Source organism: Pseudomonas sp. NY15181 (assembly GCF_048068055.1).
GTDB lineage: Bacteria > Pseudomonadota > Gammaproteobacteria > Pseudomonadales > Pseudomonadaceae > Pseudomonas.
Genome location: NZ_JBLUPT010000004.1, coordinates 265,670 through 281,820, shown reverse-complemented (window position 1 = coordinate 281,820; position 16,151 = coordinate 265,670). Strand labels below are relative to the sequence as shown.

General features: G+C 65.4%; 17 protein-coding genes. 8 read left to right on the top strand and 9 right to left on the bottom strand.

Annotated features, from left to right (window positions below; all coding sequences use genetic code 11):
* Window positions 1-25: 25 nt before the first annotated feature.
* Together ACNFBT_RS13055 and ACNFBT_RS13050 are read left to right on the top strand one after the other, a co-directional pair.
* Window positions 26-949 carry an ornithine cyclodeaminase family protein gene (locus ACNFBT_RS13055; RefSeq protein WP_416749911.1) on the top strand — a complete coding sequence of 308 codons (924 nt, stop codon included), beginning with the start codon at window positions 26-28 and terminating at the stop codon, window positions 947-949.
* A 514-nt stretch (window positions 950-1,463) separates the two neighbouring features.
* On the top strand, window positions 1,464-2,225 hold the full coding sequence (locus ACNFBT_RS13050; RefSeq protein ID WP_416749910.1) for an SDR family oxidoreductase: 762 nt from the start codon (window positions 1,464-1,466) through the stop codon (window positions 2,223-2,225).
* A gap of 297 nt (window positions 2,226-2,522) precedes the next feature.
* On the opposite strand, the gene ACNFBT_RS13045 is transcribed toward ACNFBT_RS13050, so the two are convergent.
* Window positions 2,523-3,158, bottom strand: coding sequence for a TetR family transcriptional regulator (locus tag ACNFBT_RS13045; RefSeq protein ID WP_416749908.1), 636 nt, complete (start codon window positions 3,156-3,158; stop codon window positions 2,523-2,525).
* Window positions 3,159-3,322: 164 nt separating this feature from the next.
* Between ACNFBT_RS13045 and ACNFBT_RS13040 the strand changes: the two genes are divergently transcribed.
* Window positions 3,323-4,423, top strand: coding sequence for a ferredoxin reductase (locus ACNFBT_RS13040; RefSeq protein WP_416749906.1), 1,101 nt, complete (start codon window positions 3,323-3,325; stop codon window positions 4,421-4,423).
* A gap of 22 nt (window positions 4,424-4,445) precedes the next feature.
* A complete protein-coding gene (locus ACNFBT_RS13035; RefSeq protein WP_416749904.1) occupies window positions 4,446-5,522 on the top strand; it encodes a fatty acid desaturase family protein in 1,077 nt (358 codons plus the stop codon).
* Window positions 5,523-5,528: 6 nt separating this feature from the next.
* Here ACNFBT_RS13035 and ACNFBT_RS13030 read toward each other — a convergent pair whose 3' ends face one another.
* Together ACNFBT_RS13030 and ACNFBT_RS13025 are read right to left on the bottom strand one after the other, a co-directional pair.
* Window positions 5,529-5,744, bottom strand: a complete 216-nt coding sequence (locus ACNFBT_RS13030; RefSeq protein ID WP_416749902.1) for a hypothetical protein — start codon at window positions 5,742-5,744, stop codon at window positions 5,529-5,531.
* Window positions 5,745-5,848: 104 nt separating this feature from the next.
* Window positions 5,849-6,091 (bottom strand): DUF6868 family protein, encoded by a 243-nt coding sequence (locus ACNFBT_RS13025; RefSeq protein ID WP_416749900.1) that lies wholly within the window; start codon window positions 6,089-6,091, stop codon window positions 5,849-5,851.
* Window positions 6,092-6,304: 213 nt separating this feature from the next.
* Between ACNFBT_RS13025 and ACNFBT_RS13020 the strand changes: the two genes are divergently transcribed.
* A complete protein-coding gene (locus tag ACNFBT_RS13020) occupies window positions 6,305-7,615 on the top strand; it encodes an MFS transporter (protein WP_416749899.1) in 1,311 nt (436 codons plus the stop codon).
* Between the two features lie 110 nt (window positions 7,616-7,725).
* On the opposite strand, the gene ACNFBT_RS13015 is transcribed toward ACNFBT_RS13020, so the two are convergent.
* Window positions 7,726-8,172 (bottom strand): phage infection protein, encoded by a 447-nt coding sequence (locus ACNFBT_RS13015; protein WP_416749897.1) that lies wholly within the window; start codon window positions 8,170-8,172, stop codon window positions 7,726-7,728.
* A 322-nt stretch (window positions 8,173-8,494) separates the two neighbouring features.
* Window positions 8,495-9,316, bottom strand: coding sequence for a hypothetical protein (locus ACNFBT_RS13010; protein ID WP_416749895.1), 822 nt, complete (start codon window positions 9,314-9,316; stop codon window positions 8,495-8,497).
* A gap of 530 nt (window positions 9,317-9,846) precedes the next feature.
* Here ACNFBT_RS13010 and ACNFBT_RS13005 point away from each other — a divergent pair.
* Complete coding sequence (locus tag ACNFBT_RS13005) at window positions 9,847-11,922, top strand: AsmA family protein (protein ID WP_416749893.1); 2,076 nt, start codon at window positions 9,847-9,849, stop codon at window positions 11,920-11,922.
* Here the strand turns inward: ACNFBT_RS13005 and ACNFBT_RS13000 are convergent.
* The 4 genes from ACNFBT_RS13000 to ACNFBT_RS12985 all read right to left on the bottom strand — a co-directional run bounded on the left by ACNFBT_RS13000 (window position 11,916) and on the right by ACNFBT_RS12985 (window position 14,623).
* A complete protein-coding gene (locus ACNFBT_RS13000) occupies window positions 11,916-12,371 on the bottom strand; it encodes a GyrI-like domain-containing protein (RefSeq protein ID WP_416749891.1) in 456 nt (151 codons plus the stop codon). The two genes, ACNFBT_RS13005 and ACNFBT_RS13000, sit on opposite strands and share 7 nt — an antisense overlap.
* A gap of 207 nt (window positions 12,372-12,578) precedes the next feature.
* Complete coding sequence (gene osmE / locus ACNFBT_RS12995; protein ID WP_416749889.1) at window positions 12,579-12,917, bottom strand: osmotically-inducible lipoprotein OsmE; 339 nt, start codon at window positions 12,915-12,917, stop codon at window positions 12,579-12,581.
* A 91-nt stretch (window positions 12,918-13,008) separates the two neighbouring features.
* The gene (locus ACNFBT_RS12990) at window positions 13,009-13,227 is read right to left on the bottom strand and encodes a hypothetical protein (protein ID WP_416749887.1); all 219 of its coding nucleotides are present in this window, start codon (window positions 13,225-13,227) and stop codon (window positions 13,009-13,011) included.
* Between the two features lie 130 nt (window positions 13,228-13,357).
* Window positions 13,358-14,623, bottom strand: coding sequence for an Hsp70 family protein (locus ACNFBT_RS12985; protein WP_416749885.1), 1,266 nt, complete (start codon window positions 14,621-14,623; stop codon window positions 13,358-13,360).
* Window positions 14,624-14,829: 206 nt separating this feature from the next.
* On the opposite strand from ACNFBT_RS12985, the gene ACNFBT_RS12980 reads away from it, so the two are divergent.
* Together ACNFBT_RS12980 and ACNFBT_RS12975 are read left to right on the top strand one after the other, a co-directional pair.
* Window positions 14,830-15,693, top strand: a complete 864-nt coding sequence (locus tag ACNFBT_RS12980) for an isocitrate lyase/PEP mutase family protein (RefSeq protein ID WP_152226506.1) — start codon at window positions 14,830-14,832, stop codon at window positions 15,691-15,693.
* A gap of 91 nt (window positions 15,694-15,784) precedes the next feature.
* Entirely contained in the window at window positions 15,785-16,051 is a 267-nt protein-coding gene (locus ACNFBT_RS12975) for a DksA/TraR family C4-type zinc finger protein (protein WP_416749882.1), read from the top strand.
* Window positions 16,052-16,151: the final 100 nt, after the last annotated feature.

Genomic DNA, 16,151 nt, shown 5'->3' with positions numbered 1-16,151 from the left:
ACCGCTCTGCTGAAGAGGCGTTTTCATGCAAGACCTCCGCTTCCTCACCAACGCCGACGTTGCCGAACGCCTGAGTTATCCCCAGCTGATCGAAGCCCTGCGCATCGGCCTCGCCGGTGAGTGCGAAGCCCCGGTGCGCGGCTGCCATGCCCTGCCGGACAACGCCTCGCTGCTGACCATGCCCGTCTGGCGGCCGGGGCGGGACATCGGCGTGAAACTGGTCACCGTGTTTCCCGGCAACGGCGCGAAGAACCTGCCGGCGGTGGCCGCGCTGTTCTGCCTGTTCGACGGCCAGACCGGCCGCCCGCTGGCGATGCTCGAAGCCTCCGAGCTGACCGCCCGGCGCACCGCCTGCACCTCGGCGCTGGCCGCCGACTACCTGGTTCGCCGCGATGCACGCCGGCTGCTGATCGTTGGCAACGGCACCCTTGCGCCGCACATGGTCCGCGCCCACTGCTCGGTGCGCGAGTACGAGGACATCGCGATCTGGGGCCGCCAGGCCGACAAGGTCGAGGCGCTGGTGAAGCGCCTGCAGGACGAAGGCTACCCGGCGCACGCCTGCGCCGACCTGCGCGGCGCCGTCGCGGCGGCGGACTGCATCAGCTGTGTCACCACGTCCCGCGAGCCTATCGTGCAGGGCGAATGGCTGCGCTCGGGCTGCCACCTCGATCTGGTCGGCGCCTTCCTGCCGTCCATGCGCGAGACCGACAGCGAAGCCGTACGTCGCGCGCGCATCGTGGTCGATACCCGCGAAGGCGCCCTGGAGGAGGCGGGTGACCTGCTGATTCCCATGGGCGAAGGCGTAATCGACGCAAGCGCCATCGACAGCCAGCTTGCCGATCTGCTGCAAGGGCGTGGAGCACGCTGCGACGACAGCGAGATCACTCTGTTCAAATCCGTGGGTTATGCACTGGAAGACCTGATTGCGGCGCGTCTTCTCGTGCAGTGAGGTTGTCCAGAAAATCTGTGGGCCGGCCTGTGGATAAGGTTTGGGCGAATCCTTGCAGGCCCCATGCACAGGGGCTTCGTGGAGGCCGGCTGATTTCTGCTCGATCGCCCTGAAACCCTGTATGGATGGACAGTTCCGGCTTTCCGGAAAAGTTCCCGGAAGCGCCTGGTTGTCCACGCCAGCCGTTGAAAGAACTGTGGATAACCTTGGGAAGAACTTCTCCGGCGCAGGGCTGGCGCGGCTTCCGGCGAGGCGTTCGAAATTCGTCCAGCGAAAATGCGCCGCCGCGCTTGCCCACAGAATCCGTGGAGCAGCCTGTGGACAAGGTGGGTGCAAGTGCGAGCGGCCCTGTAGTGGCGGGGCTTTCGGCCAGCTGTGCGGGTTTTATCCAGCGCCGCTGTAGCGCAACGGCGTGTGGCCGGACTGTTATCCTGCGAAAGACCGACAAGAACGCGCCCACCGTGATACGCCGGCATCGATCGGCGGGACGAGGGCCAACCATGAGGAACACGCGATGACTTCCACCCTGTTCATTACCGGCGCCACCTCCGGCTTTGGCGAGGCCTGCGCGCGCCGCTTCGCCCGCGATGGCTGGTCGCTGGTGATCACCGGCCGTCGCGAGGAGCGCCTGAACGCGCTGGCGCAGGAGCTCTCGGCGCAGACCGAGGTGCTGCCGCTGGTACTCGACGTGCGTGACCGAGCGGCGATGACTGCGGCGGTGGACAGCCTGCCGGAGAAGTTCGCCAGGCTGCGCGGCCTGATCAACAACGCCGGCCTCGCCCTGGGCACTGACCCCGCGCAGGACTGCGCCCTGGATGACTGGGACACCATGGTGGATACCAACATCAAGGGCCTGATGTACGCCACCCGCCTGCTGCTGCCGCGTCTTATCGCCTATGGCCGGGGCGCGAGCATCCTCAACCTCGGCTCGGTGGCCGGCCGCTGGCCCTATCCGGGCGGCCATGTATATGGCGCCACCAAGGCCTTCGTCGAACAGTTCTCCTTGAACCTGCGCTGCGACCTGCAGGGCACCGGCGTGCGCGTCACCAACCTGGAGCCGGGCATGTGCGAGAGCGAGTTCTCCCTGGTGCGCTTCGGTGGCGACCAGGCGAAGTACGACAAGACCTACGCCGGCGCCGAACCGATCCAGTCCGAGGACATCGCCGAGACCATCCACTGGATCATGAACCAGCCGCCGCACATCAACATCAACACCCTGGAACTCATGCCGGTGAGCCAGGCGTGGGCGGGGTTCGCGGTGCATCGCAAGGGCTGAGGCTCCAGCTCATCGGTCCGGGAGGTTTCCGCTTTTGGGGTGGCCCTCACCCCAGCCCTCTCCCTGAGGGAGAGGGGGCAGATTGTGCGGGCTGACGCCATGGTTTCATCCTGTGCCGGACGGTCCCCTCTCCCCTGGGGAGAGGGTTAGGGTGAGGGGTTCACCTGCCGCTGATACCGCTACCGATAACGCGCGGGCTTGTTTTTGTAGGAGCGAGCTTGCTCGCGAACCGCATGGCACTGCTGCCATGCAGGAATCCGTTCGCAAGCAGGCTCGCTCCTACGAAGAGCAGGAAGATCAAGGCCGCGAACCGATCCCGGTCCAGTGCTTGGCGCCGATCATGATGAAGCGCAACTGCTGGGTGACCTTGGCCTCGGGCGACAGGTGCGTCGGCAGCGAGTCGGCCGGCGGGTCGATCAGCTCGGGGAGGGTGGCGAACACCGTCTTCACCACCAGGTCGGCGATCACGTCCAGGTCCTGCACCTGCAGGTGCGGCAGCTTGTTCAGCAGCGCGAGGTCGGCGGCGAGGTCGTCGGTGATGCGCTGGCGCAGGGCGCCCACGGCCTGGCGGATCGGCAGCGAGCCGCCGTACTGCTCGCGGGCGAGGAAGAGGAACTGGGTGCGGTTGGCGCTGACCGCGTCGAGGAAGATGCGCACCGAGGCCTCGATCACTCCGCCCAACTCGAACTCGTTGCGCCGCACCACCCGCAGGGTCTGGCGGAAGGTTTCGTCGACATCGGCGACCAGCGCAAGGCCAAGCTGGTCCATGTCCGCGAAGTGCCGGTAGAAGCCCGCCGGCACGATTCCCGCCGTCTTCGCCACTTCCCGCAGGCTCAGGCTGCCAAAGCCGCGACCGCTGTCCATCAGGCTCCGGGCGGCATCCATCAGGGCCTGGCGGGTCTGTTGTTTCTGTTCGGCGCGGGGAATGGACATACGGCGATGCGATCCAGGGCGAAGGCAAGTGCGAGGGCGCAGGCACTCTAGCAAATGCCGGTAGGCGCCGGGAAAGTTCCTGCGCAACACAGTGAACACATGTTGACTGAAAGTCGGCGTGCATGAGATTTTAGTGAACACATGTTTACTGTCTGGTGCCGTTCATGTCGTTCCTCCCCTTCTCCGGCCTGCGCCTGATCCGGCCGCTGCTCGTGCCGTTGCGTGCCCTGGTGCGTGGCCAGTGGCTGCGCGAGTCGGATGTCGATGCCGTGTTGCGCGCGTTCAATCGCGGCTGGGCGCTCGACCGGGTCCATGCGCGGGTCGAGGCGCGGCAATGGGTGGCGGACGACATGCTCGAACTGCGACTGCGCCCCAACGCCCACTGGCGTGGCGCCCGTCCTGGCCAGCACCTGCAGTTGTACGTCGAGCGCGATGGCGTGCGTTGCAGCCGCAGCTACAGCCTGACCCGTATCGCCGAGGACGGCTGCCTGGAGTTCGCTGTGAAGCTGCAGCCGGGCGGCCGCGTGTCCTCCTATCTGCTGCACCGGTTGGGTGTGGGCGAGGTGCTGGAGCTGGGCCTGCCGGCCGGCGAGCTGAGTTGGCCGCAAGACGGGCAGGGCGTGCTGCTTCTGGCGGCGGGCAGCGGCCTGACGCCCCTGCTCGGCCTGCTGCGCGAAGCGCTGGCGCGAGGCTACAACGGGCCGGTGACGCTGCTGCATTACGTCCGCGAGCGCGGCCAGAAGGCTTTCGTCGACGGGCTGGGGGCATTGGCGCGGCAGTATCCGAACCTCGAACTGCGCTGGGCCCTGAGCGGCGATGCGCCAGCGGCCGGCGAGTTGCGCGGGCGTTTCCAGCCTGAGCATGTGCAAGGGCTGGGTGATCGCCATGTGCTGGCCTGCGGTCCCGGCGGCTTCGTCGAGAGTGTGCGTCAGACGCTCGGTGCGAACAGCCGCAGCCTTCAGGTGGAAAGCTTCAGTCCGCCGAGCTGGGACGAGGGCGAGTTGGCCAGGCCGGTGAACCTGCGCTTCGCTCGCAGCGCGCTGGAAGTCGCCGGCGACAGCCGCCGCAGCCTGCTGGAGCAGGCCGAGGCCAGCGGTCTGCGCCCGGCCCACGGCTGCCGGCAGGGTGTCTGCGCCAGCTGCACCTGCACCCTGGTCAGCGGCTGCGTACGCGACCTGCGCAGCGGCGAGCTGTTCAGCGAGCCGGGCCAGCCCATCCGCATTTGCGTCAGCGCGCCCCAGGGCGACCTGACCGTCGACCTTTGATCCAGGCCCGGGAAAAATACCCATGCGCGACGACCGCGACCTCTCCGCCGCCGAGCTGGCGGCCTTCGGTGCCGAGCTGGACGCCCTGCGCCAGCGCACCCTGCACGACCTGGGCGAGAGCGACGCCCGCTACATCCGTCGTATTCGCGCGGCGGTGCGTTTCTCCTGCTGGAGCGGCCGCGTGCTGCTGATGGCCGGCTGGTTCCCGCCCACCTGGCTGCTCGGCACCCTGTTGCTCGGGCTGGGCAAGATCCTGGAGAACATGGAGCTGGGCCATAACGTCATGCATGGCCAGTACGACTGGATGAACGATCCGGAATTCGCCGGGCGCAGCTACGAATGGGACATCGTCGGCCCTGCGGATTTCTGGCGGCATACGCACAACCACATCCACCACACCTACACCAACGTGCTGGGCAAGGACGACGATGTCGGCTACGGCGTGGTGCGCCTGTTCCCCGAGCAGAAGTGGAAGCCCTTCTACCGCTGGCAGCCGCTGTGGGTGACGATCCAGGCGCTGCTGTTCCAGTACGCCGTGGCGATCCAGCACCTGCGCCTGGACAAGTACCTGAAGGGGCGCATGGGCAAGGACGAGCTGCGGCCGCTGCTGCGCCAGTTCAACGCCAAGGTGCTGCGCCAGTGGATCAAGGATTACGCGGTGTTCCCGCTGCTGGGCCTGTTCACCGGTGCCTTCGGTGCGGTGCTGCTGGGCAACGTGATCGCCAACCTGATGCGCAACCTGTGGACCTTCACCGTGATCTTCTGCGGCCATTTCACCGAGAAGGCCGCGGTGTTCCCGCCGCAGGTGCTGGAGAACGAGACGCGCGGCCACTGGTACCTGCGCCAGTTGCGCGGGTCGAGCAACCTGGAGGGCGGGCGGCTGTTCCATATCCTCACCGGCAACCTCAGCCACCAGATCGAACACCACCTGTTCCCCGACCTGCCGGCACGCCGTTACGCCGGGCTGTCGCGCCAGGTGCGCGAGATCGCCGCGCGCTACGGGCAGACCTACAACAGCGGCAGGCTGTCCGCGCAATTCGCCACGGTCGTCAGGAGGATCTGGATCTATCGCCTGCCCAACGCTGTCGCGAATGCCTGAAGCGGATCAGGCGCGCCGGCTCAGCGGCGCGTTGATCTCCTCACGCAGGGCGCGCAGATCGGTGGCGTCCTGGTTGAGGTGGTGGATGGCTTTGAGCAACTTCTGCCGCAGCAGGTCGTCCTGGACCTGATCGACGGCCCGCATGATTTCCAGCGCCGTGGCTTCGTTGTTGCTGGCAACGGCGTCGAGGGTTTTTCGCAGGCTGCGAGTAGCGTGGTGCACGGGAGATCTCCTTCAAACTGCGTGCACCCTACGACAGGAATATTTCCAATAAATTTCAGCACTTAGCTATTGGATGGGTGGTCACTTCGTCGCATGGCGCGGTGTCAGTACAGCAGGCACAGGGCGATCAGCGGCACCAGGTTCAACAGCAGCACGCCGATCTTGTAGACCGTCATGCCGCCGTAATGCAGGGCGTCGAAACGCTCGACGGAAATCCCGAACCAGCGTGAGTGCAGGCGATGCAGCCGGTCGTGGGCGAGGCTGAAGGCGGCGAACCAGATCAGCAGGACCCCGTAGTTGATCAGGGTGCAGTAGAGCAGCAAGGGCTTGAGGTCGGCGGGTGTCATGGCGAATCTCCAGGCGCTTTCCCATTTGGAGAGGATCGGGCGACCGATGGTTTCACCGCGATGGCGGCGGCGCCGGCCGATGGTGATAATGCCCGGGGCCTCCGCGATGTGATCTTTGCCGCGCCGGAGCTGTCCGATATCGGGCGCTTGCCGGCTCCGCCAGCGGCGCCTTGCTAACCTACACCCATCCTCGAATCGCCTGCCGGACTCGCCATGTTCAGCCCGCTCGTCACCTTTCCCGCGCTCTATACCGCCACGCTGCTGATGCTAGCCGGCTCCGGCCTGTTCACCACCTACATGGGCCTGCGCCTGACCCAGGAAGGGGTGAGCGACCTGTGGGTCGGTGGCCTGATGGCCGCCTACTACTTCGGCCTGGTCTGCGGCGGCAAGTTCGGCCACAAGCTGATCGCCGGCTTCGGCCACATCCGTTCCTACGTCGCTTGTGCAGGCCTGGCGACGGTGATCGTGCTGATCCACGCGCTGGTCTCGCAGTTGGAGGTGTGGGTGCTGCTGCGCTTCGTGATGGGCGCGGTGATGATGAACCAGTACATGGTGATCGAAAGCTGGCTCAACGAGCAGGCCGAGTCGCGTCAGCGCGGCAAGGTGTTCGCCGGCTACATGGTGGCGGTGGACGCCGGCCTGGTGGTCGGCCAGGGCCTGCTGGCGCTGAGCCCGGCGCTGGACTACAAGCCGCTGCTGCTGGTCGCCATCTGCTTCTCCTCCTGCCTGATCCCGCTGGCGCTGACCCGCCGGGTGCACCCGGCCAAGCTGGTGGCGGCGCCGCTGGAGATCGGCTTCTTCTGGAAGCGCGTGCCGCAGTCCCTGGGCACCATCTTCGTCGCCGGCCTGATGATCGGCGCCTTCTACGGCCTGGCGCCGGTGTATGCGGCGCGCAACGGCCTGGATACCTCGCAGTCGAGCCTGTTCGTCGGTGTCTGCATCATCGCCGGCTTCTGCGCGCAGTGGCCGCTGGGCTGGCTGTCGGACCGGATGAACCGCAGCTGGCTGATCCGCGGCAATGCGCTGCTGCTGTGCGTCGCTGCCGTGCCGATGTGGGGGCTGGTGCAGTTGCCGTATCAGCTGCTGCTGGCCAACGGCTTCGTCACCGGCATGCTGCTGTTCACCCTCTATCCGCTGGCGGTGGCGCTGGCCAATGACCACGTCGAACAGCCGCGCCGCGTGGCGCTCTCGGCGATGCTGCTGACCACCTACGGCGTCGGCGCCTGCATCGGCCCGCTGTTCGCCGGCGCGATGATGCGGCACTTCGGGCCGGGCATGTTCTACATGCTGGTGTCGGCCTATGCGGTACTGCTGATCTTCTGGGTCCAGCCGCGTCGTGTCACCGACATGCACCGCGTCGACGAGGCGCCTCTGCACCACGTGGCGATGCCCGATACCGTCAGCCCGATGGCCGCGGCCCTCGACCCGCGCGTCGAGGAAGTACCGGAGGAACTGGTGGTGGAAGCGCCGCCGACCATCGGCCGCTCCGACGGCGCACCGGACGGCCCTGAAAGCAGGCGCTGACGAGCTGCCTGCTCCGTTACTCCTCCCTCCTGTGGCGCCGCTCCGATGCGGGCGGCACAAATAAGAAAGCCCGGCATAAGCCGGGCTTTTCTGTCGCCTTGCGGCGTAGATCAGACTTTCAGGTGAGCGTCGAAGACGGTATCGCCACCGGACTCGGCAACCATGTTGCCGTGCAGGCGATCGATGCTGTGCTCCGAGCCATTCTCGGCAACGCGCGCTTCGTCACCCATCTGCTTGTGCAGACGGTCGATGGTGCGCTCGGAGCCGTTGGCGGCTACACGGGCTTCGTCACCCATCTGCTTGTGCAGACGGTCGATGGTGCGGTCGGAGCCGTTCTCGGCAACGCGGGCTTCGTCACCCATCTGCTTGTGCAGACGATCGATGCTGTGCTCGGAGCCGTTGGCGGCAACGTGGGCTTCACCGCTTTTCTGCTGCAGCTGGTGTTCGTGCTGGTGGGTGGCGCGCGGGCCGTTGTTCAGGATGGCCGGGGCGGCGAAGGTGGCGCTGGCGGTCATCAGGGAAGCGAGTGCAAGGCTAAGGGTGATCTGACGTTTCATTTTAAGTGGCTCCGAAGGGGGAGGAAGTTCTTGGCTACGGGTTCATTTTCCCTTCGGATTAATCGATTTAAAAACGATGCCTCTCAATAGAGTGGATCAACGCCATCGATTATTTAGCCGGCTAATTTCTACTATCGCTGCCGCTGATATAACGACGAAAAGCGCTCTGGAACGGCGCTTTCAGGTGATTGACGTGGTGGGTTGGGCAGGAGGTCGTTACAACGCTGAATTGCCCTGCATTGATATCGCTGCTGCTGCTGATATCGGAAGGGCATAAGAAAGCCCGGCGGGGCCGGGCTTTTCTCGCGCCTTGCGGCGTGGATCAGGCTTTCAGGTGGGCGTCGAAGACGGTATCGCCACCGGCCTCGGCGACCATGTTGCCGTGCAGACGGTCGACGGTCTGGTTGGAGCCGTTCTCGGCAAAGCTCATTTCCTCGTGCAGGCGATCAACCGACTGGCTCGAACCATTCTCGGCGACGCCCAGTTCCTTGTGCAGACGGTCGACGGTCTGGTTGGAGCCGTTCTCGGCAACGCTCATTTCCTCGTGCAGGCGATCAACCGACTGGCTCGAACCGTTCTCGGCGACGCCCAGTTCCTTGTGCAGACGGTCGACGGTCTGCTTGGAGCCGTTCTCGGCAACGCTCATTTCCTGGTGCAGGCGATCAACCGACTGGCTCGAACCGTTCTCCGCGACGCCCAGTTCCTTGTGCAGACGGTCGACGGTCTGCTTGGAGCCGTTCTCGGCAACGCTCATTTCCTGGTGCAGGCGATCAACCGACTGGCTCGAACCATTCTCGGCGACGCCCAACTCCTTGTGCAGACGGTCGACGGTCTGCTTGGAGCCGTTTTCGGCAACGCTCATTTCCTCGTGCAGACGATCAACCGACTGGCTCGAACCGTTCTCGGCAACGCCCAGTTGCTTGTGCAGGCGCTCGATCGATTGGCTGGAACCGTTTTCGGCGATGCGGGCCTTGGCCGCGTCCAGTTGCTTCTGCTGTTGATCCAGCGAGCGCTCGGCGCCGTCCTGGACCAGCATTTGAACCTGACTGGCATTCAGGACAGGGGATTCCTGCTGGGTGCCGGCGAAAGCGGCATTGGCGGCAAGTACGGAAAGGGCAAGGCCAAGTACGAGATTGCGTTTCATGATTCGGCTCCAGAAAGAGTGGGGAGTTGTTTGGACACGGGCTCAGTATCTGTTCTGGATTATCGATTGGAAAACGATGTTGGGAGATAGTCTGTATCGATGCCGGTGATTGTTTATTTAGTTGTTAAAAAACAGATAGTTAATAAATATATATGGCTTGTATCGATGACCTTGATGGAGGTTATCTGTGTAATTGTTAATATCTGTTTAATAGATATATTGGTGAAAATGGTTTCCGATAAGCGCTCTGGAGCGCCACTTTCGTGGCTTCAGCGAGGGGTGGCAGGGCGAGCCCGAGCGCGGCGCCCGCCGGGTCTTATCCTCGAGGGGAGGTTCAGTCCGCCCAGCTCCGGGCTTTGCGTGATCGATTGCGGGAGATTTACTCCGCCAACGGTGGTCCAAATTCACGGACCAAGGGAGAATGCCGGCGCGGCGGGCTCCGGCGGCCGTGCTTTCATCGCAATCCACGCAGCGGGCCTGGCACCGGGATGCCAGGCCTTTCACCGACGCGGCAACCAGGGAGTTCATGTATGACGCGCGGCCAGCGAATCTGCCTCTGGACCTTCACCGGCATCGTTGCCCTCGTCGCGGCAGCGCTGGTGTTCATCGCCACCTTCGACTGGAACCGGGCGAGGCCGATGATCAACGAGAAGGTGACCGCCGAACTGGGGCGTCCCTTCGCCATCAACGGCGACCTGCAGGTGCTCTGGCGTACCGAACCGGAGGAGGGCGGCTGGCGCGCCCTGGTGCCCTGGCCGCATTTCAGCGCCGCCGACATCACCCTGGGCAATCCCGACTGGGCCACCGGCAAGAACCAGTTCGCCCGCCTGGAAAAGGTGGAGTTCCGCCTGGCGCCCTTGCCGTTGCTCTGGCGGACGGTGAGCATCCCGCAGATCATCCTCACCCGCCCCAGCGCGGACCTGCTGCGTCTGGCCGATGGTCGCGCCACCTGGACCTTCGAGCTGCCGAAGAAGGATGAGCAGGCCAGTCCCGAGCCGTCGCCCTGGACGCTGGACATCGGCGAGATCGGCTTCGACAGGGGGCGCATCACCCTCGATGACCAGAGCCTCAAGACCCGCCTGGAACTGCTGGTGGACCCGCTCGGCAAGCCGGTGCCCTTCGGCCAGCTGGCCGGTAAGGCGCTGGCCGGAGCGGACGCGGCGCAGACCCAGGACTATGTGTTCGGCTGGAAGCTCAAGGGCGAGTACAAGGGGCTGCCGCTGAGCGGTTCCGGCAAGGTGGGCGGCATGTTGGCCCTGCAGGACGCCGCCAAGCCTTTCCCGGTGCAGGCGGACATCACCGCCGGCAGCACCCGTGCCAGCGTGGTCGGCAGGTTGACCGACCCGCTGAACCTGGGGGCGCTCGACCTGCGCCTGAAGCTGGCCGGCAGCAGCATGGCCAACCTGTTCCCGCTCACCGGCGTGACGCTGCCCGACACCCCGGCCTACGAGACCGACGGCCGCCTCACGGCGCAGCTGAAGGCCCCCGGCGGCGCGACCTTCCACTACGACGACTTCAACGGCAAGGTCGGCGGCAGCGATCTTCATGGCAGCCTGGTGTTCGTCAATCGCCAGCCGCGCCCGAAGCTCTCCGGCAAGCTGCGCTCCGAGCAGCTGCGGATGGTCGACCTCGGCCCGCTGATCGGTGCCGACTCGAACAAGGACAAGCAGGCGCGCGGCCAGGCCACACGCCAGCCGGCGGACAAGGTGCTGCCGGTGGAAGAGTTCCGCACCGATCGCTGGCGCGCGATGGACGCCGACGTGGAGTTCACCGGCAAGCGCATCGTGCACAGTGACAAGCTGCCGCTCAGCGATCTCTACACCCACCTGGTGCTCGACAACGGCCTGCTCACCCTGGAGCCGCTGCGCTTCGGCATGGCCGGTGGCACCCTGGATTCGCAGATCCGCCTGGACGGCGGCAAGACGCCCATGCAGAGCCGCGTCGAGCTCAAGGCGCGGAGCTTCAAGCTCAAGCAGCTGTTCCCCGGCTTCGCGCCGATGCAGACCAGTTTCGGCGAGCTCAATGGCGACGCCGCGCTCAGCGGTACCGGCAATTCCGTGGCGAGCATCCTCGGCGGCGCCAGTGGGCAGATGAAGCTGCTGATGAATGACGGGCGGATCAGCAAGGGTCTGATGGAAATCGCCGGCCTCAACGTTGGCAACTACGTGGTGGCCAAGCTGTTCGGCGACGACGAGGTGAAGATCAACTGCGCCGCTGCCGACGTCGGCATCACCAAGGGCCTGGCGGAGCCGCGGGTGTTCGTGTTCGACACCGAGAACGCCATCATCAACGTGCAGGGCACCGCCAACTTCGCCACCGAGCAACTGGACCTGGACGTGATCCCCGAGAGCAAGGGCCTGCGCATCTTCTCGTTGCGCTCGCCGCTCTATGTCCAGGGCACCTTCAAGAATCCCCGCGCCGGGGTGCATAGCGGCCCGCTGGTGCTGCGCGGCGCGGGCATGGTCGCGCTGGGCGTGGCCTTCGCGCCGGCGGCCGCGCTGCTGGCACTGGTGGCGCCCAGCCAGAAGGACGACAACCAGTGCGGGCCGCTGCTGCAGCAGATGCAGCAGCCGGCGAAGGCGCCGGCGCCCGGCAAGCGTCAGTAGATCGGAATGTACAGGTCGGTTTCCGAGGCCGGGTTCTCCGGGCCGAGGAAGCGCTCGGTGTAGCGTTCCAGGTCGATGCCTTTGCGCGGTTCGAGGCCCAGGCGGGCGAGCAGGCTGGAGTAGATGGCCTGGAAGCTGTCGGCGATCCCCTGCACCGGACCGATGTGGGTGAATACGGCGTACTTCTGCGCCGGCACCTCGAACTTCAGCATGCCTTCGGGCACATCGGCGTCGGCTTTCACCGGCAGCGCCGCGATGTAGTGGAACTCGCCGCCTGGCAGTTGGGCGCAGACGCCATAGGCGTTGTTGTCCTGTGGGTTGGCACTGATCTCGTGCTCGCGCGGCAGGAAGCGCTGCCAGAGCTCGCCGATGCTGTCGCCGGGGGCGCTGCCCCGATAGTCCATGCCCACCACGGTGAAGGCGGGCAACTCGATGATCCTGTGTTTCATGGTGTGCGGCTCCTTGCTGAGTGTTCGCATGATAGACGGCGGCGCATCGGAGTGAATATTTCCGCGCAGGGCCGGGTCTCTTTCGGTAGACCTTCGAGCAAGGAGAATGTCATGCCGCCTGGAGGTGCGCGTCTGTAAGGCGCCAGCCGGGAACGCAAGGCCGCGTGGATCGAGGCCCTGCGCAGAGCGGAGTCACCTGGCGGGGAGCTAGTTGCTTTCGCGGCGCTCCAGTTCGGAACAGGTCAGGAAGCCTGAACCGTCGACCTTGCCGCTGCTGTCGAAGCTGACGTAGTAGACCTGCTGCTGCCCATCCTTGTTGAGGATGTAGCTGTTGCAGCTGCCCAGGCCCTTCGCGCGTTTCTGCGTGGACGAGGGCGCGCCACCGATGCGCAGCACCTGTTCCTTGCTCATGCCTTTTTCGACGTCGTGTACCAGAGGCGCGTCGCGGAAGGTGACGTAGTTGACCGGGTTCTGCACCTTGGTGTTGGCGCTGCAGCCCGCCAACGTCGCCAGTACGAGCAAGGCCAGCAGTGATCGCTTGTTCATGGAGCTCTCCTTGGTTTTAAGCAGCGTGGATAGAGCATCGCACTTGCCCAGCCTGGAGTGGCTGCGTCGGCGGGAGTTTGAGAAAACTGTCCTACTGCGCGTCTTTCAGGGCCTCGTCCAGGCGTTGCTGCTCCTGCACGTTGGCCTGGTCGACCTGTTGCTTGATCTGCTGCATCTGCTGCTGGGCCTGTTGCGCCTGCTGGGCCTGCAGGGTGGCGACGGTGGTGGCGGTGGCGGCCGTTTCGCCCAGGCCGCAGGCGGTGAGCGTGCAGGACAGGCTGATGAGGGTGGCGAGGCGAAGGCGTGACATGGCGGCTTCCAGCGTGAGGTGATAATCCTCAACGCTAGCGCAAGGTGGGGCTGGCGTCAGTGCGCTCTGGCGCAATCCGCGCTTGTCGATGGCCCCTGCCCGTGGTGGGCGAGGGGCCGTGGGGGCGCACTCAGCCGTAGCGCTTCATCGCCTCGATGGCCAGGCCGCTGCCGATGCCGCCGAAGCGGTCGCCGTCGACGTGGCGGGCGTTGGGCAGCATGGCCGCCACGCTCTGGCGCAGCGCCGGCACGCCGGACGAACCGCCGGTGAAGAACACGGTGTCGACCCGCGCCGGATCGACGTCGGCGGAGCCCAGCAGCTCGGTGATGCTGCCGCGCACGCGCTCCAGCAGCGGACCGATGGCGCCTTCGAACAGCTCGCGGCTGAGCTCCGCGACCAGGCCCGGCTCGATGCGCGCAAGGTCAATGTCGCGCTGCTGGCTGTCGGAGAGCTCGATCTTGCTGGCTTCCACCTGCATGGCCAGCCAGTGGCCGGCGCGTTGCTCGATCAGTTTGAACAGGCGGTCGATGCCGGTGGCGTCGACGATGTCGTAGCGCATGTTCTGCAGGGCCAGTTGGGACTTCTGCGCGTACACCGCGTTGATGGTGTGCCAGGTGGCGAGGTTCAGGTGGTAGCTGGTGGGCATGAAGGCGTCGCTCTTCATCCGGCTGCCGTAGCCGAACAGCGGCATCACGCCCTGGATGCTGAGTTGCTTGTCGAAATCGGTGCCGCCGATGTGCACGCCGCCGGTGGCGAGGATGTCGCCGTGGCGGTCGGCCACTTCGCGGCGCTCCGGCGCCAGGCGTACCAGGGAGAAGTCGGAGGTACCGCCGCCGATGTCGACGATCAGCACCAGCTCCTCGCGCTGGATGCTGCGCTCGTAGTCGAAGGCCGCGGCCAGCGGTTCGTACTGGAAGGAGACGTCCTTGAAGCCGAGCTTCTGCGCCACGGCCACCAGGGTGTCCTGGGCTTCCTGGTCGGCCTTGGGGTCGTCATCGACGAAGAACACCGGGCGGCCCAGTACCACGGAGTCGAACTCGCGCTCGGCCACACTTTCGGCGCGCTTCTTCAACTCGCCGATAAACAGCCCGAGCAGGTCCTTGAACGGCATTGCGCTGCCCAGCACGGTGGTCTCGCTTTTGAGCAGCGAGGAGCCCAGCAGGCTTTTCAGCGAGCGCATCAGGCGGCCTTCGTAGCCTTCCAGGTACTCGTGCAGGGCCAGGCGGCCGTACACCGGGCGGCGCTCCTCGACGTTGAAGAAGATCACCGAGGGCAGGGTGATCTTGTCGTCTTCCAGGGCGATCAGCGGTTCGGTGTCCGCGCGCCACCAGCCGACGGTGGAGTTGGAAGTGCCGAAGTCGATGCCCAGGGCGCGGGCCGCAGTGGTCTGGAACATGGTGCGCGGGTGTCCGGAGAAAAAACGGCCGCGCAGTTTACGCGAGCAGGCTGGGAAAGCCAGGGTATCTGTCGGGAAACAATGGTGACCAAGGGGCTTGGGGAGTAGCTTGTAGTTTTGCTACATTGTGTTCCTGTAGTTTTCCTACAAGAGTTGTTGCCCACTGATTTTTCTTTCCCACCCCGTATAAGCCGTTGGACCCCACCATGCACAGAGCCTCCTTCCACGAATTGCGCAAGGAATTCCGCGCCTTACTGACATCCTCCTCCTGCTACCACACCGCTTCGGTGTTCGATCCGATGTCGGCGCGCATCGCCGCGGATCTGGGGTTCGAGGTAGGCATCCTGGGCGGTTCTGTAGCTTCACTACAAGTTCTGGCGGCGCCGGACTTCGCCTTGATCACCCTCAGCGAGTTCGTCGAGCAGGCCACTCGCATTGGCCGTGTTGCCCGCCTGCCGGTGATCGCCGATGCCGACCACGGCTACGGCAACGCGCTGAACACCATGCGCACCGTGGTTGAGCTGGAGCGCGCCGGCGTGGCCGCGCTGACCATCGAGGACACCCTGCTGCCGGCTCAATTCGGCCGCAAGTCCACCGACCTGATCACGGTGGAAGAGGGCGTGGGCAAGATCCGCGCGGCCATCGAGGCGCGCATCGACGAAGACATGGCGATCATCGCCCGCACTAACGCCGAAGTGCTGGAAGTGGACGACGTGATCCGCCGCACCCTGGCCTACCAGGCCGCCGGCGCCGACGGCATCTGCATGGTCGGTATCCGCGACTTCGACCACCTGGAGGCGATCGCCCGCCACCTCTCCGTGCCGCTGATGCTGGTGTCCTACGGCAACCCGGCGCTGCGCGACGACCAGCGCCTGGCGCGCCTGGGCGTGCGTATCGTGGTGGACGGCCACGCCGCCTACTTCGCGGCGATCAAGGCCACCTACGACTGCCTGCGCGAGCAGCGCGGCGTCGACGCCTCCGACCTGACCGCGTCGGAACTGGCGAAGAAGTACACCCTGCCCGAGGAGTACCAGATCTGGGCGCGGGAATACATGGAAGTGAAAGAGTAAGCCGCCGGGCGCGCGGCATCGCTGCGCCCTTGCAATCCGTGGCCGTGGCCGGCATACCTAGCGGTATGACGCATGAACAACGGAGGTCGCCATGGCCAGCGGCTGGGCAAACGACGGAGCGGTTCAGGAACAGATCGACAGCACCATCGAGGACGCCATCGCACGGGCGCGCAGCCAGATGCCCAAGGGCGAGAGCCTGACCCATTGCGAAGAGTGCGCCGCGCCCATTCCCGAGGCGCGGCGCAAGGCGATTCCCGGCGTGCACCTGTGCGTGAACTGTCAGACCGAGCACGACAAGGAGCAGGCGGCCTTCGCTGGTTACAACCGGCGGGGAAGCAAGGACAGTCAGTTGCGCTGATCTTTCGTGGCCACTCTTCGCCGGTGCGCCACGTATTTCAATTATCAGCCAGTGACGCGTCTCGTCCGCTCAGACCAATGCGGAGGCTCGAATAGTTCTG